Below are 23,838 nucleotides of genomic sequence, written 5' to 3' on the forward strand. Positions count from 1 at the left end.
AGTACCTCACCATCTGTAGAAGAGTTTTCGAGTGAAACTTCGAGTGAAAAGCTGTGGGAGAAAGCGAGATAGAGCAGATGAGTGAAACCGTGAGTACTGAGCCAAGTGACGTCAACCTCGCTGAGATGGAGCGTCTTATCAACGACGACGGCCAGGTTCGAAATGCATTTGTTGTCCTCGTGGGCGACCATTTTGAGAACCCGGATGGTGCGGCTTCGCTCATGGTTGAGCTGTTGGAAGAAGACGGCTACTCGGTCGATGCGGTGGTCAGTACGGGTGCAGTGAAGCGTGAGATCCGGAAGGCCCTAGATACCGCTGTTGTCGGTGGCGCAGATTTGGTCGTTACGGTGGGCGGTGTTGGTGTTGGGCCTCGTGCGAAGACCCCGGATGCCACTCGCAAGGTTCTCGATGTGCGACTGCAGGGCATCGAGCAGGCTATTCGTAACTCCGGTATGGGAGCTGGCGCCTTGGATGCCGGTCTGTCCCGCGGTTTGGCCGGTGTGTCCGGTCAGACAGTGATTATCAATCTCGCGGAGTCTCGCGCTGCAGTGCGCGATGGCATGGCGACAATTCTCCCGCTGGTCTCTCATGTGCTTGATGATCTCTGCCGCTGGAGCGTTTAGGAATGGGCGACGCTAAGCAGCCCAATCAGCCCGAGCAAGCTGTGCCGCGCAGTGGAAGCCGTAGGCAGCGCCGCCGCGCAGGTGCACCGGCGAAAAACTTTGCCCAGTCACGCAGTGCGAAAACCGCGCGCACAGTGCGCTATCACGATGAATCCCCGGAGGATGCTCGTGATTTTGATGTGGACTATTGGATAAAACAGCGCCCACCCCATTGGGGATGAGCGCTGTGTAAAAGCATTAGTTCGCTTCTTATCGGAAGCCTGCAACTAGCAGCTAGAGGCTAGTTCAGCTCCGTCTTCGGCTTGCCGTTCTGCTCAGCCAGCAGGTCACGAATCTCAGTCAGCAGGTCAGCCTCGGTGACCTCCGGCTCGGCGGAGGTCTCCAGACGAGCCTCACGCATTTCGTTGAACTTGTTCATCGGAGCAACGATGACGAAGTAGACAACCGCTGCGACCAGCAGGAAGTTGATTACTGCGGTGATGACAGCCGCGAAGTCAAGGTAGGTCGACGGGTTGCCGCTGATGATTTCGAAGCCGAGGCCAGTGACCTCAGCGCCACCGATGGTGTTCAACAGCGGCTCGAGCAGGCTGTCGGTGAAAGCGGTGACGATTGCGGTGAACGCAGCACCGATGACAACACCGACCGCCAGGTCGATGACGTTGCCGCGCATGATGAACTCTTTAAAGCCCTTAAGCATAGGAAATTTCCTTCTGTAGAAACGGAACAAACCAAACGAGACCTGTGAGTCATCGCGTTGCTCAGTGCAGGCCCCTACGATTTCAGAGACGGGGCAGTGCGATGTCTGGCAGTGCCACTCTTCTTAGCTCTCATCGTAGTTTTGAATTGCCTGTCCATTGTATCCCTTCGCTAAGTTGTGGGACAAGTCAACGTTCTACAAAAAGCACTGTTCAGGGCCATAAAATCTGGTAATCAATGAGATTTTGGTCACTATCCCGCGAGTAACAGTGTGAGCGGGGACGTTAGCGATGTCGCTGCCACCACCTCCGCGGCGCCGGTGGGCAGTGCAACCAAAACCACCTCATCGTCGACGATGTTGACCACTCTCGCGCCGTGTGCAAGCGGTGCCGCCATCCCGCGCTCATCCGCGGTCGACACAATATCCACGCTGTCACCAGTGCGAAGAGCGGACACGATGCCCACATCAGTCAACGTGATGGCAATAATTTTGCTTTCCGACGTCCCAGTCAACGACTTGGCTAGTGATGGGCCGACCATTCGCTGCTCTGTAAGTATTTCTCCTGGTGACATGCCGGTGGCCAGGGTGCGTCCCCGCACAGCAGCGATGTCCGTTACGGCCCCGCCAGGAACGAGATCCCGGGGAATGTCCTTGAAAGCCACATCTTCTTCTGCCACCGATGCGCCAGCGGCAATGGATTTGGCGCTAATCATGACCCGGATATGGCCGCTGCGAGGTGTCAATGACTCCACCGCCGCCAGTCCGACGGCACATAGGAAAACTGTGACTGCAACTATTCGCCGAAGAGTTGCGGGGCGGGGCTTTCGGAACGGACGCGGAAACCGGGACGAGTGTTTTGAGCTCATATTAAGTTAGGCGCGAAAAACCCGGAATCGGTTCCATTAAACCGGAATCGGTTCCATTAAACCTGTGAAATCCCCGCTGGCGTGATCACATAATCGGCGGGAACGTCGTGCTCATCGTAGACAAGCTCCGTGCGCAACTCGGTGTCGAAAACCGCAACCGCGATGACAGCAGTTCTCGCCCCATCCGTATCACCGTCGCGTCGAGCGAAAACCAAGCTGCGATCGTAATAACCAGCGCCACGCCCTAACCGCATCCCAGTTGCGGGGTCGGCCGCAACTGCCGGCAGAATAATGGCGTCGGCAACACCTAGCTCCTCCGGGCCGGCGGCGCTTTCCATCGAAACGGGTTCCAAGAGCCCAAATCGCCCTTTGCTGAAGCAGTCGGTGTAGTAACCCCAGTGCAGCGGTTGTGGTGGACCGGGCGGGCAGACGGGAAGCAGAATTCGTGCTCCGGGAACCGCGTTGGCCAGAGCTTCCACAAAGCCCTGGCCGGGCTCACCACCAGTCGAACTAGAAACGCTTGCGCCGGGTTCGTCGCCAGCGGGGACATAGGCGGCAATGATGGGTTTTGCGAGGTCGCCGACGGTATGGGATAACCATTCTTGCAACCGCTGTACCAGTGCTTCGTCGTCAAGCATGCGCTCACGCTGCCCCTTGGCGGCGCGTGCGGCGAGTACCTCGTGCCGTGTGCGGGCTTTGAAATCAGACGTGGTTTCGGGAAGCGGAGCCATACCTGCAAACCTACTCTGTCAGGTAGGGGAGCGACCTCTGTCGTCAGCGCAGGAGAAAATTTCTGATTAATGCGTTGAAAAAGCGGGGTCAGCCTCCGAGCAAATGGAAGTTATATAGGTATCGTTGCCATTATGGTCTCATCGTCTAAAGAGTCTGGTTCGGACATGACTACTCCGGTTCGAACTGTCATCGTTCCTGCCGCGGGCATGGGTACGCGATTCTTGCCTGCCACCAAGACAGTGCCGAAAGAATTGCTGCCCGTAGTTGATACGCCGGGCATCGAGATGATTGCTGAAGAGGCCGCCGCCACTGGTGCGCAACGCCTGGCTATTGTCACAGCGCCGAGTAAGGATGGCGTGCTTGGGCACTTCGACCCGCGCCCGGACCTTGAGCAGACTCTCGCCGAGCGTGGCAAGGACAAAATTGCAGCGAAGGTACGCCGCGCCACCGAGGTTATCCGCGTCGAATCCGTTGTCCAGGATCGACCGCTGGGCCTGGGGCATGCGGTGTTGGTCGCAGAGCCGCTGCTCGAAGACGATGAGGACAGCGTTGCTGTCATGCTTCCCGACGATCTCGTGCTCCCAGTGGGCGTGATGGATCGGATGACGGAAGTGCGCGAGCGCTTTGGTGGTTCGGTGCTGTGTGCGCTGGAAATTCCTCATGAAGAGGTCTACAACTACGGTGTCTTCGATATTGAGGACGCCACCCCGGCGGAGTCTGGTGAGCTCGGTGCTGACGCGGCCGACGCTGATGCCTGGGACGATGTGAAGCGAGTCAAGGGCATGGTGGAAAAGCCGGACCCTGCGGATGCTCCATCCAACTTCGTTGCAGTCGGACGTTACTTGCTCGATCGCGCCATCTTCGATGCGCTGCGTCGCATCCCGCGCGGTAAGGGCGGCGAATACCAGCTCACCGATGCAATTGAGCTGCTGATTCAAGAGGGGCATCCGGTTCATGTGGTCGTTCACAAGGGGTTCCGCCATGACCTGGGAAATCCTGGTGGCTTCATTCGTGCTTGCGTAGACTTTGGACTCAGGCATCCGGACTACGGAGAGGGGCTGCGCGACTACATGCAGCAGCGTCTGGCGCAGGATGAACAGGCTTAAAGCCTTTTTATAGAGGCTTGTACTGAGAAGCTGAATAGCCATAAAGCGCACCGCGGGTTGGTGCCGAGGAAGGTAAAACATGCGTTCTGTGGAAGAACAGTTGGCGGCAATCACCGCACACGCTGTGATGCCTGATCCTGTGCGCGTTGCTATTTCGGAATCCCTCGGCATGCTGTGCGCTGAGGATGTCATCGCTGAGCAGCCGTTACCGGGATTCGTGCAGTCAGCAATCGATGGTTATGCGGTGCGCGCTGTCGATATCGTCGGCGAATCTGGTTCTTTACCTCCGGATGCGCGTCAGAGTGATGTTGATTTTCGCGAGGTTGAGCTACCTGTTGTCGGTGAGGTGACAGCCGGATCTCACCATCCGATGCGGCTACAGCCGAAGCAGGCCGTGCGCGTACAAACTGGTGCGCCGCTGCCATCGCTTGCCGACGCCGTCGTGCCCCTAAACTGGACCGACCGCGGTGGCCGTCGAGTTAATGTTCTCCATCCGGTCTACTCCGGTGACTTTGTGCGCAAGGTCGGTGACGACGTGCAGCCGGGTGACGTGGCGGTGTCCTTGGACTCGGTGATTTCGCCGTCACAGGTTGGATTGCTGGCAGCGGTGGGGCGTTCGAAGGTTTTGGTGCACCCCAAGCCACGTATGTCCGTGATTTCCATTGGTAATGAGTTGGTCGATGTTGACCGCACACCGGGGCTCGGTCAGGTCTACGACGTCAACTCCTACGCGCTGGCTGCAGCCGGCCGCGATGCTGGGGCTGAGGTACACCGAGTGGGTATTGCCACCGGTGAGCCCCGCCGCATCCGGGAAATCATCGAAGGCCAGCTCATTCGCAGTGAGCTCTTGGTCATCACGGGGGCTGTCGGCGGTGCCGCGGGTGAGCAGATTCGCCGTGTGCTGGCTGAATTGGGCGAGGTTGATGTTTCCCGCATCGCTATGCATCCTGGTTCAGTCCAGGGCTTTGGTCTGCTGGGAGATGACAAGATTCCAACGTTCCTCCTGCCGTCGAATCCGGTCGGCGCATTGGTCGTTTTTGAGGTCATGGTTCGTCCCCTCATCCGACTGGCGTTGGGGAAGCGCAATCCCCGCCGCCGCGCTGTCACCGCTCGTGCTGTCGGCCCGATCGAGTCGGCGGAGAAGCGCCGTGGCTACATCCGTGGCCAGCTCATGCGTGACCGCGAGACCGGCGAATACATGGTGCAGCCGCTGGGAGGTTCCGGCGGTGCGCAAGCCCATCTTTTGGCCGGTATGTCGGAAGCCAACAGCCTCATCGTGATTCCGGAAGACGTGCTGCACGTGCGTCCGGGAGATGTAGTTGACGTGCTGTTCATGGCGCGCCAGGCCTAACCTCACTCCACTACCGCGAGTATTGTTGCTGTGCGTACTTCTCGTCTAGTAACCAGTGGCGGCCGAGTCCGCCTGCGTGTGCCAGAGCGCTCTGATGCCTCTGCATGGCGGACACTGCGGCTGCGCGACGAGCTCATTTTGCGCCCCGTGGAGCCAACCCTCGCCGACGACTGGGATAATGCCCACAGGGCTTCTGTTTTTCGCCGTAACCTGCGCAGTTGGCGTCGTTCAGCGGCTGCGGGAGACATGATTGTCTCCACCATTGAGGTAGATGGCCAGTTCGCCGGCATGCTCACACTCGGCGGTATTACGCCTTTCCCCGTCGCTCACGCCTGGATCGGTTATTGGGTAGGCAGCGGCTTTACATGTGGAGGAGTCGCCACTGCTGCAGTGGCGTTGGCATCGGATTATGCCAAGAGAGTTGGCGTCCACCGAATTGAAGCGACTGTGTTGGATAGCAATGTCCCGTCGATACGCGTACTGGAAAACTGTGGGTTCGAGTACGAAGGCGTGGCGCGGGAAGCCTTCCATATGGATGGTGCGTGGCGCGATCATCTGACCTATGCGCGGGTGGGGGAGGACAGTGCAGTGGATCTCATCGTGGCGAGTGGTCGTGCGCAATATGAAGAGGCGGAGAAATACCCACCGCAACGGCGCGCCTGAGTAGTCTGAGTAACGCACGCCGATAGGGTGATGACAACTCTACTATTGGGCGAATTCGCTCTAGATACGCTGACTGCCTTCGCAAATGCCTCTGTGGAAGGGCATGTGGGCGGCGTATGTGGGCCGGGGAGAGACGGCGAAACCCCGGGCGAAATCGCGAGGAGACACAAAATATGTCAACTTCACTGTTGCTGATACTCATCGTTGTACTGTGGCTGTTTGTGCTGGCCCCGCTGGTGGTCAATACGCGCAAGCCGATTCGTCGTACCTCTGATGCGCTTGGTAAGACCCGCGTGCTGCATCGTGGTGGCGAGGAGTTGGCCACGACGCGCCGTCGTCCGTCTTTTAAGGAGTCGGACGTGCGCGTGACCGAGGAAGTTGACGATTCTCTCGAAACCGTTGATGCGCAGGTTGACGATGACTTTGATGTTAGCGACGTGCTTATCGACGACACCGTGGACGAGGCGGCCGACCCGGCCGTCGTCGACGGCGATATCGTCTACGAGCTGGAAGCGGCAGATGCAGAGGAGGAGACCCCGCAGGCGGATGATTCCGCTACCGAGGAAGCCACTGCTGAGTTCTCTGACCGCTCTGACATGGACGTGTCCGATAGTGAGTCTGCAGACCAGTCGCTGCAGGCTGTCGTTGATGACGAGGAGACTGAATCTGACTCCGCCGTCGCCTCCGCCGAAGGTGATGTGGTTCGTGCAGATGAGTCCTCTTCCGATGTGAGCGTTGACGTTCGCCGTCAATTCGTCGACGCCGATGATTTGATGTTCGAAGATGCCGCTGAATCTGAGGCCGAGCCTGATTCCGGTGCGGCGGCCGAGACTGTGTCTGCTGACGTAGAAGCTGTGTCTGCTGACGCTTTGTCTGAGACTGAAGAGGCAGCAGACACCGTAGACGAGCAGGCAGAACTCGATGCGACCGTCGAGAACGACAGTGACCACGCTGTCGAGTCCACCGATGACGCAGTCGCTGTCGATGACACCTTGACCGAAGATGATTACGCGTTCGCTGAGAAGCGCCGTGGTCGCGGTGGGTTCGATCCGATTTCGGATGCCCAGTACGCTGAGACTCGCTTTGCCCGCCGCCGCCGTTCGGTTGCTGGGCTGGCAGCGTTCATCGCGGTCACGGTCATCATCGCTGCTTTCGCCGGTGGTTGGACCTGGTGGATTCCACTGGTCGGTGTCGGCTTGATGACCCTGTATCTGGTCAACCTGCGCCGCACCGTGCGTGCAGAGCAGGAACTGCGGGCTCGCCGAATTCGCCGTATGAAGATGGCCCGCCTCGGCGTGCGTAACCGCGAGGATGATGAGCTGGGAATTCCACAGCGTCTGCGCCGTCCGGGCGCGGTAGTGGTCGAGCTTGATGATGAGGACCCGGATTTCGCAGATCTGGCCTACACTGACTACCGCTTTGATGACGACGATTATGACGAAATGCCACAGGCTCGTGTGAGCTAGTCCTGTGAGCTGAGCCGTAGAACAACCTTAAAGTTGTCTGAGCACGTCAGCGCGATTTTTTGTTAGAAACTCGGCCTGTTACGATGTCACTACCTAAGACATGACACACCGGGTGTGTTTGGCGGAAGGCTTCTCCCGAGGGGTTGGGAGAAGCCTTTTTGCATGTTAAAGTCGCTGGCCTTTCGCTGCCGCAGTGCTACCGTGCTTTGACCGTGCCGTCGGGTAGCATGTCCCTCATGGATCGACCGGTAATGCGCGATATCGCGCTCGTGATTCTCCGCCTAATACTCGGAATTATCTTCATCTGCCATGGCTGGGACAAGATTTTTGTCACCGGTATTGACAAGACGACCGGTTACTTTGTCGCTGCGAATATCCCGCAGGCGCACTTGACGGTCTGGGTTGTCGCTCTAGTCGAACTGGTCGGAGGCGCGTTGCTGATTCTGGGGCTCTTGGCCCCGACGGTGGCGATGGTCTTCATCATTGAGATGATTGGTGCCTGGTGGTCGATGCACCTGGGCAATGGCCTGTTTATCCGTGACAACGGTGCGGAGCTCGTGATGTCACTCATCGGCGGTCTGGTGATGATTTTCGTTTTCGGAGCCGGCCGTTTCAGTTTGGACAGGCAATTCATCAGGTAAGACCTCATTAGGTACAACCCCCTTAAGAGTTAAAAGCGGAGGAGATTCCCCGTGGAGTGCGAGGAAATTCGCGCAGCATTGTCCGCTCGCCTCGATGGCGAGCAGGCAAGTATTGCCGATGAAGTCATCGATGCCCATCTTGGGGCCTGCGAGGAGTGCCGAGCTTGGTACGAGCGAGCGGTGCGGCTGAACCGCGCCCTTACGGTTGGGCCTGCCGATGGCATGCCGGAGATTTCCACGGATGATCTCTCGGAGCGCATTTTGGTCTCTATCGAACCGGAGCGCCGCCGGCGTGAGCGCGCTTGGCTGCTCATAGCCGGCACAGCCCGCGGGGTGCTCATCGCATTGGGACTTTGCTGGGCGGTCTGGGGGATTGCGACGCTGGTCGACGCCTCCGACATGATGACGCTTGGACTTTCCTCGACACAGCCGCAGGACGGTGCGGGAATCGCAACAAGCACGGGATCGCCTATCGACGGTTCCACTGCCACCGTTGACCCAATGGAGCTCGGAGCACGCCTTGCCATTCAACTCGCGGCAATTCGGCTTGCATTGGCAGTGGGATTGTTCTGGGCTGCTTGGCGGCCGCGTGCTGCCATGGGCATGGCGCCGGTCTACGGTGCCGTCGCCACGTTCAGCATCGGTTTTGGTATTCGTGACATTCTCATCGGTGCCCAGGGAGCATCAGAGATCGCTGGTCTGGCCTTGATGTTTGTCTCCGCTTTGACGCTGGCCGTTGTGTGGCTGGGTGGCTATACGCCGACGGCAATCGCACAGGCATGGCGGGCCGCCTCGGGGTTGCCGGTCACAGGCGTGCCACCACAGCGGGACTAGCTCCAAGACGGCAACCAGAACCGCCATTCAAAGTGGTTGAGAGGCAGCGGGTAGCCGGTCAAAATCGGCAGCCAGAACACAAACGCGGTCACCACTAGTGCGGCGTGCGTGCCAACGATTACCAACCCCACCGGCTTACCGCGGGGCCGCCAGTGTGAGAGATCGTCGGCAAGCAGAGCAAAGGCGATGAGTACAAATGGAATCAGCGCGGTGGCGTAGAAGAAGTACATCTGACGGTCGTAGCCGATGACCCACGGCAGCCACGAGGCGAGGAAACCGATGACCGGCAGCGCGTAGCGGCCGTCCCGGCGGCCGAGCCAGCGCCATGTGGCCCACAGGACCACGGGGACCAGCAACCACCAGATGGGCGGGGTGCCAAAGAGCATCATCCAGCCCTTGCACTCCTGGCCACCACTGCAGTTGGTTTCGGTGGAGTAGTAGAGCATTGGGCGCCAGCTGACCAGCCACTCCCAGGGCTTGGACTCCCAAGGGTGTTTGTGGCCATTAGAGGTGGTCAGCTCGGCGTGGAACTTCAGCACGCTGTTTTGGTAGTGCAGGTAGTTCTGCACGGCCTCGGGAAGCCAGTCGGTGCCGGGGAGTCCCGTATCGCGCTCTTCGGGCGAGACATGGCGATAAACCGACGTTTCTTCGGCGAACCAGGAACGCCAACTTAAGAAGTAAACGCCCAGCGGAACCACCACCAGATCACGCAACGCCGGGGCGGTATCGCGGGCGAGCGCGCCGAGCACGGGCTTGTCCGCACCGGCATTCTTGCGTGACACCAGATCCGTGAAGACGGACCACAGGCCGAATGCGGCCATGTAGTACAGACCGGACCACTTCACCCCGGTGGCAAGCCCCAGCATGATGCCGGCGAGCAGTCGCCACCAGCGATAACTGAGATAGGGGCCGAAACTACCTAGCTCCGTGGCGGATTCCAGGCGCTTGCGGGCATCGGCCTGGTCAATGAGAAGTGCCCACGCGGCCGCGATGATGAAGAAGGTCTGAATCATGTCCAGCATGCCGACCCGAGAGGAGACAAACAGCACTCCGTCGGCAAGCGCGTAGAGACCAGCAATACCCACCGCCAACCGCGAGCCACGAGAGATGCGTCGGACGATGTCCATGAGCAGCAGGATAACCAGCGTGCCACACACTGCCGACATAAATCGCCAGCCCATTGGTGAATAACCGAAGATCCACTCGCCCAAGGCGATGACCTGCTTGGCCACTGGCGGATGCACAATCAGACCGTAGCCGGGATTGTCCTCAATGCCAGACGAGATGGGGTCGCGCGTGGACTCCAGAATCTGCCATGCCTGCGGCACATAGTGCTTTTCGTCGAAGAGCGGGGTGCCATTGTCGGTCTTGGCAGCAAGCCCGATGAAACGCGTTAGCGCTGCGACGATTCCGAGAACCACAAAAGTGGCGGTATCCCATTTGTCCCACCGCCGCAGTGGCGGCAGCGAGGGCACCGGGGGAATCGGGCGCAGGAAACGCTTTTTCGCGCGGCGCTCGGTTTCCGGTGGTGGGGTTAAAGCGGCATCGGTCACGAATGTCAGTTTAAGCTATGGAATCATGACGCATTCGGCATCGAACTTCCAACCGCACGAGAACGCGCCTCTTAGCGAGGCAATGACGCTGGCCCCTGGCATCACTCTGGTGGCAACGCCGCTGGGCAATATCGCCGATGCCTCCGACCGCTTGCGCGGTGCGCTTATCGACGCCGATATCATCGCCGCGGAAGACACCAGGCGAGCACGCAACCTGGCCACAGCGCTGGGCATTTCCCCCAAGGGGAAGTTTGTTTCAAACTTCGATCACAACGAAGAGAGCCGCACTGAGTCGCTGATTCAGGCGGCGAAGGCGGGACAGAAAGTCATTGTGGTGACCGATGCGGGGATGCCGGTGGTGTCGGATCCTGGCCTGGCTGTGGTGGCGGCTGCTCACGACGCGGGCGTGCCCGTGTCCTGCGTACCGGGGCCGAGCGCGGTGACTACCGCATTGGCTCTCAGCGGGTTGGGCGTCGGCCACTTTTGCTTCGATGGTTTTGCACCTCGTAAACAGGGGGCGCGCCGGATCTGGCTGGAATCACTGAAGACAGAGAAGCGGGCCTGTTGTTTCTTTGAGTCGCCGCATCGGTTGGCTGTTACGTTGGCCGATGCCGCGGAGATTTTGGGTGAGGAGCGGCGCGCGTCGGTAAGCCGTGAGCTGACCAAGCGTTTTGAAGAGACTCGCCGTGCGACGCTGGGAGAGCTGGCTGCGTGGGCGGAGGAAGGTGTCCGCGGCGAAATTACGGTGGTGATTGAGGGCGCGGGGCAGCAGGCGACGGAGGTATCCACGGAGGACTTGGTTGACCGCGTGGAGGAGCTTGTGGCTGATGGCATGCGGCTGAAGGATGCCGCGAAGCAGGTTGCGGCAGAGGCTGGAATGACAAAGCACCGTGATCTCTATCAGGCGGTTTTGGCTGCTCGTGAGGGAAATCGTTAGCCGATTGTTACTTTGTGCCAGAAAATGTTCCAGCGCACGCCAGTGAACAGGGTAAACGCTGTTATTGGAAGTTTTGTAATTCAGACGGGAAATGAGGAAAACCTGAGAGAATCCACATCCTGAGTTGAAATCCCAGGTCAATGGTGGACATGGTGGAGGAATGACGAATCCACCAGAGCATGAAATACAACAAGAAGTAGGGGAGTCAGTCGTCGGCGAAGTCAGGGCCGACGATTCTCACGCTCCCGTGAACCTCGGGGTTACCATCCCCGCCGTTGTCGCAATTCTGGCAATCATCGTCTGGGGCCTGGCGTGGCCGGATAGTTTCTCGACGTTTGCATCTAGCTCTCTGAACTGGGTCGTGGAGAACATCGGCTGGCTGTTTATCTTGGCCAGTACCGTCTTTGTCTTCTTCATTGTGTCCATCGCGATTTCCAAGTTCGGTCACATCCGCTTGGGCAAGGACAACGAGAAACCAGAGTTTTCCACGCCTAGCTGGATTGCGATGATGTTCGCCGCCGGTATGGGCATCGGTCTGATGTTCTACGGTGTCGCTGAGCCGCTGACCTTCTATCGCGATGGCGTGCCGGGCCACCAGCCGAAGGAAGTCGGTACCGCCATGGCTTCGACGATGTTCCACTGGACTCTGCACCCGTGGTCGCTCTACGCCATCGTCGGTCTCGCAATTGCTTACTCGACCTACCGCCTCGGCCGAAAGCAGCTGATTTCGGCGGCGTTCATCCCGCTCATCGGCGCGCGTCGCGCTGAGGGGCGGTTGGGCAAGCTTATCGACGCGCTTGCGATTTTTGCCACCGTCTTCGGTACGGCAGCCTCTCTCGGTGTGGGCGTACTTCAGATTTCCGCCGGTTTGGAAATCAACGGGTTCAACGCCATCAAGGGCGCACCTTTGTGGATTGGTCTTATTCTCGTTCTGGGCTGTGCCTTCTTGGTCTCTGCACTGTCGGGCGTGGGCAAGGGAATTCAGTACATCTCGAACTTCAACATGGTTGCCGCAGGTCTGCTGGCTCTGCTGGTGTTGGTCCTCGGCCCTACCGTGGTGATTCTGAACCTGATTCCGACCTCTATTGGCAGCTACCTGGATTCCTTCTTTGAGATGGCCTCCCGCTCCAGTGCTTCCGCTGACGGCACCGCCGGTGAATGGCTCTCTTCCTGGACAATTTTCTACTGGGCCTGGTGGATCTCATGGTCGCCGTTTGTCGGTATGTTCATCGCACGTATTTCTCGCGGCCGTACTATCCGTGAGTTCGTCTTCACCGTCGTCGCAGTTCCGTCGATTGTCTCTGCCGTATGGTTCTCCATCTTTGGCGGCACCGCCATTACTCGTGAGCAGCAGGGTGCTTCCATCTATGGCGACGGCTCGGCTGAGAGCCAGCTGTTCAACCTGCTGGAATCCCTGCCGGGTGGCGCGATTACTTCCGTCATCGCAATGGTTCTGCTGGCTACCTTCTTCATTACCTCGGCGGACTCCGCCTCCACGGTGATGGGCACCATGAGCCAGTTCGGTCGACTCACAGCATCGCGCACGGTCACTGCTATGTGGGGTATTTTCACCGCTCTGATTGCGATTGTCCTATTGGTCACCGGCGGCAGCGATGCCCTGTCCAACCTGCAGAACATCACCATTTTGGCGGCAAGCCCGTTCGTCATTGTTATCTTGGCGCTGATGGTGGCGCTGGTTAAGGGGCTTTCCGACGATCCGATGTACCTCGATGACAAGGAACAGCGTCAGTTTGCCCTGCGCATGGCTCGCGAGCGCCGCTTGGCGGAAGCGGCCGAACAGCGCGAACGCCGCCGTGCTCGTAAATTGCGCAACTAGCTTTCCAACAGCAGCGGTGCGGCCTTGGCCTCAATCTCGGCCCATTCGCCCTCGGGCGTAGACCCGATGGTGATGCCACCGCCGATGCCAGCTTCGACCCGAACTCTCCCCGAGTTCGGGTCTTTTGCATACTCAGCGGTACGAATGGCGACATTGAGCTCAAGTGCATCCCCGTGGGCCGCACCAATCGCGCCACAGTGAGCGCCACGGGGCTCGGGTTCCCACTCGCGCAGAAGCTCAATTGCTCGCAGCTTCGGTGTACCGGTGACTGAGGCCGGTGGGAAGCAGGCATCGATCAGCTCAGCGTGGCTGAGCTGATCGGGAAGTTCCGCGGAAACTGTGGAAAACAGGTGCCACACGCCCGGTGCCGGACGCACACTGAGCAGATCCGTGACCTTCACAGTGCCAGTTTTGGCCACCTGGCCGAGGTCGTGGCGCACCAGGTCGACAATCATGATGTTCTCGGCGACATCCTTATCGCTGCGCAACAGCTCATGCGGGGGCCGGTCAGCGGGAATCGTGCCTTTGATAGGAGTTTCAGTCACGCTTGTGCCAGCGCGGATGAGGAACTCCTCAGGACTCAGCGAGGCCAGAATTGGAATTCCAGCATCGAGGTTGCCGGGCAAGAATGCTGCTCGAGCCGGCTGATACCGCGCCACGCGGGAGGAAAACCACGCGCCGGCGTGGGCTAGTGCAGCATTGTCCACATCGACGTTCGTGCCCGATCCCGCATTCAGCTCCGCGTGAAAGCGTGTAGAGATGCAGGTTTGGTACACCTCGCCCGCGGCAATTGCTTCCTTACAGTTCTCCACTGCAAGCTGGTGGCGTTCTCGGTCGCCCTGATCCCACTCCAGTGGTGTGGCCGCGGGGAGCGCGTCGTCACGCGTGTTTTCGTGCGAGTATTTGATGGTCTCCTGAAGGGCTTGGAAATCCGGATTTGAGGGGTCACCGGTGCCGGGGCCGTCGAAATGCCACGTGCCGTCGTCGGCAAGCAATGCGACGCAGGCAGCGATCCCATGCGCGCTGGTGCCGGAGTAGGGGCGGAACCCAAATAGCCACGCATTGGGGTCGGGGCTGGTGAAAAGCGCTGTCGAATCGCAGGCGGTGAGCTCGACGTTAGCGGCGAGAACCGCGCGATAACCGAACCAGGAGCCGACGAGTGCGGCGGGGCGATGACCGGCGGCGATAAGACGAGCTAGCGCAGTGGTCGCGCGCGAAGTGAAGTCAGCGGCCGAGTCGGAGGAGGTGGACCGAGTGGACATAGGACATAAGCGTAGTGACTGCGCGAGCGCGCGATGACGCTAGGGGACAGTTCTTGGAAGACTTCATGAGGGCACAGTTCATCGTGATGGTAGGTCATCTATTACCCTGTTAAATATGTCTCGCATTTTCACAGCAGTTGCGTGGCCGTACGCTAACGGTCCGCGACATATCGGCCATGTTGCAGGTTTCGGTGTCCCCTCGGACGTTTTCGCTCGCTACCAGCGAATGATTGGCAATGACGTGCTGATGGTCTCCGGTACTGATGAGCATGGCACGCCACTGCTTGTGCAGGCGGAGAAGGAAGGCGTTTCTGTCCAGGAATTGGCCGACCGTTACAACCGCCAGATTGTGCAGGACCTCGCGGGTCTGGGGCTTTCCTACGACCTGTTTACGCGCACAACCACGCGCAACCACTACGCCGTTGTCCAGGAGCTCTTCCGTGGGCTCTACGAAAACGGCTATATGGTCAAGCAGACCACGATGGGTGCGATTTCCCCGTCGACCGGTCGCACCCTGCCGGACCGTTACATCGAAGGTACCTGCCCAATTTGTGGCGCTTCCGGTGCCCGCGGCGACCAGTGCGACAACTGCGGTAACCAGCTTGACCCGGCCGATCTGATTGATCCGGTGTCGAAAATCAACGGCGAGACCCCGAAGTTCGTTGAAACTGAGCACTTCCTGCTAGACCTGCCGGCTCTGGCAGAGGCCTTGACCGAGTGGCTGCAGGAGCGCAAGGACTGGCGCCCGAACGTGCTGAAGTTCTCCCTGAACATCCTGAAGGACATCCGTCCGCGTGCAATGAGCCGTGATATTGACTGGGGTGTGCCGATTCCGCTGGAGGGCTGGTCGGAAAACGGGACGAAGAAACTCTACGTTTGGTTCGACGCCGTCGTCGGTTACCTATCCGCTTCCATCGAGTGGGCCTGGCGCATTGGTGACCCGGAAGCGTGGCGCAAGTGGTGGAATGACCCGGAGGCGCTGTCCTACTATTTCATGGGCAAGGACAACATCACCTTCCACTCCCAGATTTGGCCGGCTGAGCTGCTGGGCTACCGTGGCGAGGGCTCCCGCGGGGGCGAGGTCGGGGAGCTCGGTGAGTTGAACCTGCCGACGGAGGTCGTCTCCTCGGAGTACCTGACCATGTCGGGCTCGAAGTTCTCCTCTTCCAAGGGCGTTGTCATCTATGTGAAGGACTTCCTGGCGGAGTTTGGTCCGGATCCGCTGCGCTACTTCATCGCGATGGCAGGCCCGGAGAACCAGGACACCGACTTCACCTGGGATGAGTTCGTCCGCCGCGTGAATAACGAGCTGGCCAACTCCTGGGGCAACCTGGTCAACCGCACCGTGTCCATGGCTTTCAAGAACTTCGGTGAGGTGCCAACTCCGGGCGAACTCACTGACGCTGACCGTGAACTGCTCGACCTGGCTGAGCGTTCCTTCGCCGAGGTCGGCGACGCGCTTGCGCTGTCCCGCTTCCGCGCCGGTATCACCGCCGCCATGCACTTGGTCGGAGAGGCCAACGCCTACATTGCTGCGCAGGAGCCGTGGAAGCTGGCGAAGGACGAGTCCCAGCGCGAGCGTCTCGCCACCGTGCTGTGGACAGCACTGCAGGTAGTCAGCGACGCCAATGTGCTGCTGACCCCGTACCTGCCGGAAAGCTCGCAGAAGGTCTTCGAGACCCTGGGCGGCGAGGGGATCTGGGCCGCAATGCCAGAAGTCCAGGAAGTCCAGGACGACATGCCGGTCGAACCGGTCGGCGCTGACCTGCCGGCAGAGGGTAGGAGCTACCCAATCATCACCGGTGACTACGTCAATCAGAAGGCCGCCTGGCGTCGCTTCGACATTGAGCCGGGTACGGCGCTGGCCAAGCCGAAGCCGATTTTCACCAAGCTCGACTCTGAGTTGGCTGAGCACGGCCCCGAGTGGGCACAGGTGAAGTAGGGGCTCAGTAGAGGTATGGGAAAGCGCAAACGCAAGATTGCAGAACCCGCGGAGTATCTCACTCCGCTGTTTGACGCCCACACGCATCTCGCGTCCTGTGGGGCGCAAACTCCGGAAGAGATTGCGGCGCTCATGGACCGGGCCGCCGCAGCGGGCGTCGTCGGAGTCTGCACGGTCGGCGATGGCATGCCGGAAACCGAACTGGCCTTTGCCGCTGCGCACGCGCACCCCAACGTCTGGGCCGCCGCCGCCATCCATCCGACGCGCGCGCACGAGCTTGACGACGACGCCAAGGCCCGCTTAACCGAAATGGCTGCCGACCCCAGGGTTGTGGCCGTGGGGGAGACGGGATTGGATTGGTACTGGCTGGATTCCCTCGACGGCTGCGCGTCGAAGAGCGAACAGCTGGCTGCGTTGCAGTGGCATATGGAGCTCGCAGCAACCGTCGGCAAGCCGTTGATGATTCATAACCGCGACGCCGATGAAGACCTGATGGCGGCGTTGGACGGCTACGACAATACGGTCATTTTGCACTGTTTCTCTTCGCCCATCGAGGTTGCCCGCGAAGCCATTGCACGCGGTTACCTGCTGAGTTTTACCGGCAACGTGACCTTCAAACGCAATGATTACCTGCGGCAGGCTGTGGCTGAGGCGCCGGCGGAGCAGCTGCTGGTGGAAACCGATGCCCCGTACATGACCGCGGAGCCTTTCCGAGGTGCGCGCAACGAGTCCACTTTTATCGGTCATCAGGCGCGTGCGATGGCTGCGGCCCGAGAAATCGGGGCGGAGGAGATGGCGCAGATTTTGACGGATAACGCACGTCGGGTGTACGGCATTTAAGCACGTGCCGACGTATTGCCGCCCTGAGCTGTGGAAATGCAGCCGGGGCGGTTTGTTGTATTTCCCGTCACTTTTATCGATATATTTTAGACAACACTGAATCTTTACCGTACTGTTACAAACTGTATTTCTTTCATCTGATAGCTGCCCATCCTCCGAAAGGCTGTGACGAACCCCGTGAGTGCTGCGAAGAAGCGTCATCTCAATCGTGCTAACGACGGAGTCTCCACTTCGTCCAAGATTGCTGCTGGCGGTCTGGTCGCTGCTGTTGCTCTGGGTGGCACTGTCGCAGCATCCAACTACGACACCATCACCGTCGAAATTGACGGCAAGGTCGAGCAAATTGCAACCTGGTCCAAGGATGACAAGGCCATTCTAGAGAAGGCTGGTGTCGAAACCACCGGCGGAGACCTGGTTCAGCGTCAGGGCGACCTCACGGACGGCGGCAAGCTGGTCTACCGCTCTGCCAAGCCGGTCACGATGATTGTCGATGGCAAGCCGCAGGAGCACAAGACCAATGCCATCACTACCGATGAGCTGATTGAAGGTCTGAAGAAGCAGGGGCTCATCTCCGATAAGGACAAGGTCGAGGTCGAAAAGGGCGAGATTTCCGCTAAGGGGGTCGAACTCGACGTCGTTCGTGCCAAGAATATTGTGCTTCACGACGATGCCAAGGACATCGACCTGACCGTCCCGGCTTTGACCGTCGGTGATGTATTGGCACAGCGTGGCATTGAGCTGCGTGAAGACGACACCGTTGAGCCGGGTCTGGATGCGCCGGTCACTGAAGGCATGCGCATCGCGCTGTCTCGTCTGATTGATAAGACCATCACCGAGACTGAGGAAATTCCAGCTCACGAGAACATCATTGAAGATGATTCGATGTTCGAAGACGAGCGCATCGTTGAGCAGGAGGGTGAGCCGGGCCAGGTAGAGCGTCAGGTCAAGGTCACCTCTCGCGACGGCGAAGAGCTTGGACGCGAGGTCCTGGAAGAAAAGGAGCTAAAGGCTCCGGGTATCTCCACTATCCGCCAGGGCACTAAGTCTCGCATTGCAGCTCCGGCCGCTGGCTACGGTGTGTGGGATCAGCTGGCTCAGTGTGAGTCCGGCGGCGACTGGGCTATCGATACCGGTAACGGTTTCTCCGGTGGTCTACAGTTCACCGATTCCACCTGGGCAGCTTACGGCGGTACTGAGTATGCACCGCGTGCATCGCAGGCTTCCCGCGAGCAGCAGATCGCTGTCGCCGAGCGCGTCCAGGCTGGTCAGGGTTGGGGTGCATGGCCCGCTTGCACCGCTTCCATGGGGCTTCGTTAAAGCTAGTTCAGACTAGCCAAAACGAGCTAAACCTATTTTGTCTTTTGACCCCGTAGTATCTAACTGTGACTAAAGCAGAAGTTTCTTTCCTGGGGCCGGTCGAAGTGCGCGACTTGGCGGCGCAGTTGGATATTGTCCCGACGAAGAAATTGGGGCAGAACTTCGTCCACGACGCCAACACCGTGCGTCGAATTGTCGCTGCGGCGGACTTGCCGGAGGATTCCTACCCTGTTGAGGTCGGCCCCGGCTTGGGCTCGCTGACCCTCGGGCTGCTCGAACACTGCGGCCGCGCCGCGGCTGTTGAAATCGATTCTCGGTTGGCGGAGCGTTTGCCCCAGACAGTCGCTGAGCGCGCTGACGGCTGCGCGCTAGAGCTCATTGAGAAAGATGCGTTGAAAGTCAGTCGCGAGGACTTTCGGACCGCCCCAGATGCGCTGGTGGCCAATCTGCCATACAACGTTTCGGTACCGGTGCTGCTGCACATGCTTGCCGAGCTCCCCACCATCCGCCGTGTGCTCGTGATGGTGCAGTCCGAGGTCGCTGACCGGCTGGCGGCTCAGCCGGGCTCCAAGATCTACGGCGTCCCCAGCGTCAAGGCCGCCTACTACGGCACAGTGCGTCGCGCCGGTGCCATTGGTCCGCACGTCTTTTGGCCGGTCCCGAAGGTTGATTCCGGGCTTGTGCGCATTGACTGCTACGCCCGCTCCGACGCTCCTGAGAACTCCAATGCCGCCGATGCCCCCGAGGCTCCGTGGGAGATTTCGCCGCAATTCCGCGCGCGCCTTTTCCCGCTTATCGACGCTGCTTTTGCGCAACGCCGCAAGACCCTCCGTGCGGCCCTATCGGGGATTTACGGATCTGGCGCCGCAGCCGAAGAGGCGCTTATAGCAGCGGGGATTGACCCCAAGCAGCGAGGAGAGAAGCTCGAAATTGCCGATTTCGTTCGCCTCGCTGAGGTCTCACGAGACCAGCGCTTTTAACAAAGGACAGGCGATCTTTCCCCCATGCACCGTGACGGCAACCCCAGCAGGGCCGAAATCGGCCGGCGCGAACCGCGCGACCTGGCTTGGACTAAGTTCTGGCCTGACGACGACGGCTGGGTGTGCAACTGCATAGTTTTCCGAGGTGACCGCTTGCTGCTTCTGCTGCGTGAATACGAGGGCTTCCTCGGGGGCCAGTGGGATTTGCCCGGTGGCAAGCTCGACGCGGGGGAGGAGCCCGCGGAGGCCGCTGTGCGCGAACTGCGTGAAGAGGCCGGCCTGCGCGCAGCGGAGGTCAGTGAATTTGCCCACTATTCCAATCCGGACTTGGGCGGGGAGAATTTCCGCTTCCACACGGTGACCTTTCTAGTACGCGAGGCCGACGACACGCAGAATGTCCAGCTCAGCGGCGAGCATCCGGAGTTTAAATGGGTAACCCGAGAGCAGTTCGATGAGCTGCCGGTGGCCTGGTATGTCCGGCGTGTGCTTGGCAACGTCGAATGGGGCACAATAAATACTCATCATGGCGAATCTGATTAATTGCGAGAATATTTCTAAGTCCTTCGGGCTCAAGACTCTGCTCGACGGCGTCAGCCTCGGTGTTCAAGAGGGCGACCGCATCGGTGTTGTCGGTTTGAACGGTGGCGGCAAGTCCACACTGCTGAAGATTCTGGCAGGCGTGGAGCCAGCGGACTCCGGACGTATTTCGCGAGCCAACGACATGGCCATGGCGCATGTCACCCAGGGCGCCGAGCTCGACCCGAATTCCACCGTGTTTGAGTGCGTCATTGCACCGCTGGGACTCGCTGAACACGAGTGGGCGGGTAACGCTTCCATCCGCGAGGTCCTCGATGGCATCGGTATCAATGACCTCGGTATGGATACCAAGGTCGCCAATCTCTCCGGTGGTGAGCGCCGTCGCGTTAACCTGGCGGCCGCGCTGGTCCGAGATCTGGATCTGCTCATTCTCGATGAGCCAACGAACCACCTCGATATTGAGGGTGTGCAGTGGTTGGCCGATCATGTTCTTTCGCGCCGGGCAGCCCTGGTCGTCGTCACGCACGATCGTTGGTTCCTGGATACCGTTGCCACGAAGACGTGGGAAGTCCACGATGGCACCGTCGATTTTTACGATGGCGGTTACAACGACTGGACGTTCGCGCGTGCCGAGCGTGCGCGCCAAGCCGATGCCGCCGAGCAGCGTCGCCAGAACCTTGCGCGTAAGGAACTCGCGTGGTTGCGCCGGGGTGCGCCGGCCCGCACCTCGAAGCCTCGCTACCGCATCGAAGCAGCTGAGGCTCTCATCGCCGATGTCCCGGCGCCGCGTGATTCCGTGGAGTTGATGGCGTTTTCGCAGCGTCGACAGGGCAAGGTGGTCGTAGAGCTAGAGCATGCGTCCCTGGAAACGCCCGATGGTAGGGAATTGCTTAACGACGTCACGTGGCGTCTGGCCCCCGGCGAGCGCATTGGCCTGGTCGGTGTCAACGGCTCGGGTAAGACGACTTTGTTGCGCGCATTGGCGGGAGACTACCCCTTAAGCGATGGCAAGCGGATTGAGGGCAAGACGGTGCGTCTGGGTTGGCTGCGACAGGAGCTCGATGATCTGCCGCTGGATATGCGTGTGCTCGACGCTGTGGAGGACGTGGCGACCTACATTGACCTGGGCAAGAAGCAGATTAGCGCCTCGCAACTGGCGGAGCGACTGGGTTTTTCCCCGAAGCGGCAGCGCACCCCAATCGCAGACCTCTCCGGCGGTGAGCGTCGCCGCTTGCAACTCACACGCGTGTTGATGAGTGAGCCGAACTTCCTGCTGCTCGACGAGCCGACGAATGACCTGGATATTGACACGCTGCAGGAATTGGAAGACCTGCTGGACAATTGGCCGGGCACGTTGGTGGTCATCTCGCACGACCGCTACCTGATTGAGCGTATTGCCGACTCGACCTGGGCCCTCTTCGGCGATGGCGAGCTGACGAACTTGCCAGGCGGGATTAGTCAGTACCTCCAGCGTCGCGCACAGCTGGCTGACTCGGCCGCTAGTGGTGGTGCCTCTCAAGCAAATGCCGGTAGTCCGCAGACCCGTGGCGCAGCTTCAGAGGAGGATACCTCGAAGCTCTCGGCTGCGGAAGCTCATGCTGTCCAGAAGAAGATGAGTGCTCTGGAGCGGAAGATGGCGAAGCTCAGCCAGCAAGAAAGTGAACTGCATGCGCAGATGGCGGAAGCGAGTGCTGATGTAGCCAACTTGGACACACAAAAGCTGGCGGACCTCGATCGCCGTGCTGCGGAGGTGGTTGAGCAGAAGGCAGAGCTGGAGATGGAGTGGCTGGAGCTAGGGGAGCAGCTCGAGGGCTAGCATCTTACTTCAGCTACTAGCCGAACATTTTAGGTATGAGCCGGGTACTCGTGGTCAGCGTGCCCGGTTCTTTCAATTTGCACCGTGGCGTGTTCAATCCCGTGGACGTCGTGAAGCAGTGCCTGCGCGCGGTCGAGCAATGCGTGCTCGTCGCCGTTGGGGAGCGTGTCGCAGCGCACGAGATGGACAGATGCCAGTAGGTCGCTGCCGTTGAGGGACCAGACGTGGAGATCGTGGACATCGACCACTCCGTCCAAGTCAGACAGGTCAGCAGTGATTCTCTCAGTGTCGACGCCCTTCGGGGTGTACTCCAGCAACACGTGGAGACAGTCGCGCACCAGAACGGCGGCTCGGGGGACGATGAAGAGCGCAATCACGATAGAGACCACCGAGTCGATGGCAGTCCAGCCGGTGTATGCGATAGCGATAGCGGAGATAATGACGGCGACCGAACCAGCGGCGTCGACAAGCACGTGCAGATACGCGCCGCGGACGTTGACGCTTTCCTTGGCAGCGCCGGCGAGCAGAAACGCCGCAATCACATTGGTGAGCAGGCCGATGACTGCGATGATGAGCATCGACGTGGTTTGAATCTCAGATTGCTCCACTGACCCGAATCGCCGGATTGCGCCCCAGAGAATCACAGCGGCAATGATGAAAACTGTCAGACCGTTGACGAGAGCAGTCAGAACCTCAACACGACGGTACCCGTACGTCGCGCGGTGATTGGCTCCGCGCTGGGCGATAGCCAAACCGGCAACTGCCATAAGCAGGCCTGCGGAGTCCGTCACCATATGGCCGGCATCTGCCAGCAGCGCCAGTGAACCCGAGACCAAGCCGCCGATGAGCTCGGCGAGAAATACGACAAGAGTTAGACCCGCAGCTGCGAGCAGGCGACGGGCAGGAGTATTCGCGGGGTCAATATGAGCGTGGTCATGGCCGTGTGAATGACCGTGTGAATGACCGTGGCCGTGTGAGTGGCCAGAGTGTTCAGTTGTGTCCATAACCCCTAATGATAACAGGGCTATTCAGCCTCCGGAAGATAGCTATCCGCCCACGCATAAATCAGGTCAGCAGCGCGCGCGGCGGACTTAGCGCGAGTGAGCAAGTGGTCTGCGCGATCCAAGCTCATCAGGGATTTTGGATAGCGAGAGACCTGGAAAATCTTCTGGGCGCTATCGATACCAACAGTCTGGTCGGTCGGGGAGTGCAGAATAAGCAGTGGCTTGCGCAGCTGGCTGAGATAAACCTCCGGGTTGTAGTCCGCCAACACTTCCAAGAACTCACGGGAGATGGGAATGCCACGACCTTCAATCTGCAGAACCTGCGTGCCGTGCTCATCGACCGTCGAAATGTCACCGGCGATGCGCACAATCGAGTGTGCCGGATCGAAGGGTGCACCGATTGTCGCTACCGCCTTGATTTTCGGCATATCGTGGCCGGCGTTCAGCGCCGCTGCGCCACCGAGCGAGTGCCCAATCAGTAGCGAGGGGGCCTCAAATTCTGCCTCCATGAACTCGTAGGCGGCCTTAAGGTCATCGATGTTGGTCTGGAACGTCGTCTCACCGAAATCACCAGTGGACTGCCCGAGGCCAGTGAAGTCGAACCGGAATGCCGCAATGCCCTTCTTCGCCAGCGCCTTGCAGGTGCGTGACGCGCCGGGCACCATCCGATTACACGTGAAGCAATGACCAAATAGCGCCCACGCGCGTGGCTGACCGTCCGGCAAATCAATTGATGCAGCCAGAGTCTCGCCGGTCGATCCCGTAAATTTTAGGTGCTTTGTTGGCATAGGTTATATCCGCGTCTCAGTGTGTGCTCAATGTGTGTACGTTTTC

22 protein-coding genes are annotated in these 23,838 nt (G+C 59.6%); 15 read left to right on the top strand and 7 right to left on the bottom strand.

What is annotated here, in order from left to right:
• The first annotated feature begins 53 nt into the window (after positions 1-53).
• A complete protein-coding gene (locus tag HMPREF2547_RS06185; protein WP_005511427.1) occupies positions 54-623 on the top strand; it encodes a MogA/MoaB family molybdenum cofactor biosynthesis protein in 570 nt (189 codons plus the stop codon).
• A gap of 280 nt (positions 624-903) precedes the next feature.
• Here the strand turns inward: HMPREF2547_RS06185 and mscL are convergent, their stop codons facing one another.
• The 3 genes from mscL to HMPREF2547_RS06200 all read right to left on the bottom strand — a co-directional run bounded on the left by mscL (position 904) and on the right by HMPREF2547_RS06200 (position 2,917).
• Positions 904-1,320 carry a large-conductance mechanosensitive channel protein MscL gene (gene mscL, locus HMPREF2547_RS06190; RefSeq protein ID WP_048733605.1) on the bottom strand — a complete coding sequence of 139 codons (417 nt, stop codon included), beginning with the start codon at positions 1,318-1,320 and terminating at the stop codon, positions 904-906.
• Positions 1,321-1,571: 251 nt separating this feature from the next.
• A complete protein-coding gene (locus HMPREF2547_RS06195) occupies positions 1,572-2,063 on the bottom strand; it encodes an SAF domain-containing protein (protein ID WP_239272201.1) in 492 nt (163 codons plus the stop codon).
• Positions 2,064-2,242: 179 nt separating this feature from the next.
• Entirely contained in the window at positions 2,243-2,917 is a 675-nt protein-coding gene (locus HMPREF2547_RS06200; protein WP_070605158.1) for a 5-formyltetrahydrofolate cyclo-ligase, read from the bottom strand.
• A gap of 132 nt (positions 2,918-3,049) precedes the next feature.
• On the opposite strand from HMPREF2547_RS06200, the gene HMPREF2547_RS06205 reads away from it, so the two are divergent.
• From HMPREF2547_RS06205 to HMPREF2547_RS06230, 6 genes are all read left to right on the top strand, one after another.
• A complete protein-coding gene (locus tag HMPREF2547_RS06205) occupies positions 3,050-4,024 on the top strand; it encodes a UTP--glucose-1-phosphate uridylyltransferase (protein ID WP_016423265.1) in 975 nt (324 codons plus the stop codon).
• A gap of 79 nt (positions 4,025-4,103) precedes the next feature.
• Positions 4,104-5,375, top strand: a complete 1,272-nt coding sequence (gene glp / locus HMPREF2547_RS06210; protein ID WP_005511382.1) for a molybdotransferase-like divisome protein Glp — start codon at positions 4,104-4,106, stop codon at positions 5,373-5,375.
• Between the two features lie 30 nt (positions 5,376-5,405).
• The gene (locus HMPREF2547_RS06215) at positions 5,406-6,038 is read left to right on the top strand and encodes a GNAT family N-acetyltransferase (RefSeq protein ID WP_070605161.1); all 633 of its coding nucleotides are present in this window, start codon (positions 5,406-5,408) and stop codon (positions 6,036-6,038) included.
• Between the two features lie 173 nt (positions 6,039-6,211).
• Entirely contained in the window at positions 6,212-7,504 is a 1,293-nt protein-coding gene (glpR, locus tag HMPREF2547_RS06220) for a divisome protein SepX/GlpR (protein WP_070605164.1), read from the top strand.
• A 236-nt stretch (positions 7,505-7,740) separates the two neighbouring features.
• A complete protein-coding gene (locus HMPREF2547_RS06225) occupies positions 7,741-8,145 on the top strand; it encodes a DoxX family protein (protein ID WP_049193070.1) in 405 nt (134 codons plus the stop codon).
• A gap of 51 nt (positions 8,146-8,196) precedes the next feature.
• Entirely contained in the window at positions 8,197-8,979 is a 783-nt protein-coding gene (locus HMPREF2547_RS06230; protein ID WP_049193057.1) for a zf-HC2 domain-containing protein, read from the top strand.
• Here the strand turns inward: HMPREF2547_RS06230 and HMPREF2547_RS06235 are convergent.
• On the bottom strand, positions 8,976-10,532 hold the full coding sequence (locus HMPREF2547_RS06235) for a dolichyl-phosphate-mannose--protein mannosyltransferase (protein ID WP_070605167.1): 1,557 nt from the start codon (positions 10,530-10,532) through the stop codon (positions 8,976-8,978). The two genes, HMPREF2547_RS06230 and HMPREF2547_RS06235, sit on opposite strands and share 4 nt — an antisense overlap.
• An 82-nt stretch (positions 10,533-10,614) precedes the next feature.
• Between HMPREF2547_RS06235 and rsmI the strand changes: the two genes are divergently transcribed.
• Both rsmI and HMPREF2547_RS06245 read left to right on the top strand, forming a co-directional pair.
• Positions 10,615-11,469, top strand: coding sequence for a 16S rRNA (cytidine(1402)-2'-O)-methyltransferase (gene rsmI, locus HMPREF2547_RS06240; RefSeq protein WP_187269939.1), 855 nt, complete (start codon positions 10,615-10,617; stop codon positions 11,467-11,469).
• A 160-nt stretch (positions 11,470-11,629) separates the two neighbouring features.
• Entirely contained in the window at positions 11,630-13,306 is a 1,677-nt protein-coding gene (locus HMPREF2547_RS06245) for a BCCT family transporter (RefSeq protein WP_049193060.1), read from the top strand.
• Here the strand turns inward: HMPREF2547_RS06245 and HMPREF2547_RS06250 are convergent.
• Positions 13,303-14,568, bottom strand: a complete 1,266-nt coding sequence (locus HMPREF2547_RS06250; protein WP_016423257.1) for an aminodeoxychorismate synthase component I — start codon at positions 14,566-14,568, stop codon at positions 13,303-13,305. The genes HMPREF2547_RS06245 and HMPREF2547_RS06250 overlap by 4 nt on opposite strands.
• Positions 14,569-14,683: 115 nt before the next feature.
• Here HMPREF2547_RS06250 and metG point away from each other — a divergent pair, with 115 nt between their 5' ends.
• The 6 genes from metG to HMPREF2547_RS06280 all read left to right on the top strand — a co-directional run bounded on the left by metG (position 14,684) and on the right by HMPREF2547_RS06280 (position 22,000).
• Positions 14,684-16,510: a methionine--tRNA ligase gene (gene metG / locus HMPREF2547_RS06255; protein ID WP_049171277.1), complete on the top strand. Its 1,827-nt coding sequence runs from the start codon at positions 14,684-14,686 to the stop codon at positions 16,508-16,510.
• 15 nt (positions 16,511-16,525) lie between these two features.
• A complete protein-coding gene (locus HMPREF2547_RS06260; protein WP_049171274.1) occupies positions 16,526-17,350 on the top strand; it encodes a TatD family hydrolase in 825 nt (274 codons plus the stop codon).
• 165 nt (positions 17,351-17,515) lie between these two features.
• Positions 17,516-18,667: a resuscitation-promoting factor gene (locus HMPREF2547_RS11080; RefSeq protein ID WP_287535645.1), complete on the top strand. Its 1,152-nt coding sequence runs from the start codon at positions 17,516-17,518 to the stop codon at positions 18,665-18,667.
• 65 nt (positions 18,668-18,732) lie between these two features.
• Positions 18,733-19,647, top strand: coding sequence for a 16S rRNA (adenine(1518)-N(6)/adenine(1519)-N(6))-dimethyltransferase RsmA (gene rsmA, locus HMPREF2547_RS06270; RefSeq protein ID WP_070605170.1), 915 nt, complete (start codon positions 18,733-18,735; stop codon positions 19,645-19,647).
• A 24-nt stretch (positions 19,648-19,671) separates the two neighbouring features.
• Positions 19,672-20,187, top strand: coding sequence for an NUDIX hydrolase (locus HMPREF2547_RS06275; RefSeq protein ID WP_049189699.1), 516 nt, complete (start codon positions 19,672-19,674; stop codon positions 20,185-20,187).
• Entirely contained in the window at positions 20,171-22,000 is a 1,830-nt protein-coding gene (locus HMPREF2547_RS06280) for an ABC-F family ATP-binding cassette domain-containing protein (RefSeq protein ID WP_049171263.1), read from the top strand. Before HMPREF2547_RS06275 ends, HMPREF2547_RS06280 begins: the two co-directional genes overlap by 17 nt.
• A 29-nt stretch (positions 22,001-22,029) precedes the next feature.
• On the opposite strand, the gene HMPREF2547_RS06285 is transcribed toward HMPREF2547_RS06280, so the two are convergent.
• Entirely contained in the window at positions 22,030-23,004 is a 975-nt protein-coding gene (locus tag HMPREF2547_RS06285) for a cation diffusion facilitator family transporter (RefSeq protein WP_016423250.1), read from the bottom strand.
• A gap of 20 nt (positions 23,005-23,024) precedes the next feature.
• Complete coding sequence (locus HMPREF2547_RS06290) at positions 23,025-23,792, bottom strand: alpha/beta hydrolase family protein (protein WP_048733555.1); 768 nt, start codon at positions 23,790-23,792, stop codon at positions 23,025-23,027.
• Positions 23,793-23,838: the final 46 nt, after the last annotated feature.

The sequence above is a fragment of the Corynebacterium sp. HMSC055G02 genome, from assembly GCF_001809065.1.
Lineage (GTDB): Bacteria > Actinomycetota > Actinomycetes > Mycobacteriales > Mycobacteriaceae > Corynebacterium > Corynebacterium jeikeium_D.

Bases quoted from the DNA above. Each gene is read 5' to 3' on its own strand.
- mscL (WP_048733605.1), bottom strand. From the start codon at position 1,320: ATGCTTAAGGGCTTTAAAGAGTTCATCATGCGCGGCAACGTCATCGAC.
- HMPREF2547_RS06200 (WP_070605158.1), bottom strand. From the start codon at position 2,917: ATGGCTCCGCTTCCCGAAACCACGTCTGATTTCAAAGCCCGCACACGG.
- HMPREF2547_RS06205 (WP_016423265.1), top strand. From the start codon at position 3,050: ATGGTCTCATCGTCTAAAGAGTCTGGTTCGGACATGACTACTCCGGTT.
- glp (WP_005511382.1), top strand. From the start codon at position 4,104: ATGCGTTCTGTGGAAGAACAGTTGGCGGCAATCACCGCACACGCTGTG.
- glpR (WP_070605164.1), top strand. From the start codon at position 6,212: ATGTCAACTTCACTGTTGCTGATACTCATCGTTGTACTGTGGCTGTTT.
- HMPREF2547_RS06225 (WP_049193070.1), top strand. From the start codon at position 7,741: ATGGATCGACCGGTAATGCGCGATATCGCGCTCGTGATTCTCCGCCTA.
- rsmI (WP_187269939.1), top strand. From the start codon at position 10,615: ATGACGCTGGCCCCTGGCATCACTCTGGTGGCAACGCCGCTGGGCAAT.
- HMPREF2547_RS06245 (WP_049193060.1), top strand. From the start codon at position 11,630: ATGACGAATCCACCAGAGCATGAAATACAACAAGAAGTAGGGGAGTCA.
- HMPREF2547_RS06250 (WP_016423257.1), bottom strand. From the start codon at position 14,568: ATGTCCACTCGGTCCACCTCCTCCGACTCGGCCGCTGACTTCACTTCG.
- metG (WP_049171277.1), top strand. From the start codon at position 14,684: ATGTCTCGCATTTTCACAGCAGTTGCGTGGCCGTACGCTAACGGTCCG.
- HMPREF2547_RS06260 (WP_049171274.1), top strand. From the start codon at position 16,526: ATGGGAAAGCGCAAACGCAAGATTGCAGAACCCGCGGAGTATCTCACT.
- HMPREF2547_RS06275 (WP_049189699.1), top strand. From the start codon at position 19,672: ATGCACCGTGACGGCAACCCCAGCAGGGCCGAAATCGGCCGGCGCGAA.
- HMPREF2547_RS06280 (WP_049171263.1), top strand. From the start codon at position 20,171: ATGGCGAATCTGATTAATTGCGAGAATATTTCTAAGTCCTTCGGGCTC.
- HMPREF2547_RS06285 (WP_016423250.1), bottom strand. From the start codon at position 23,004: ATGGACACAACTGAACACTCTGGCCACTCACACGGCCACGGTCATTCA.
- HMPREF2547_RS06290 (WP_048733555.1), bottom strand. From the start codon at position 23,792: ATGCCAACAAAGCACCTAAAATTTACGGGATCGACCGGCGAGACTCTG.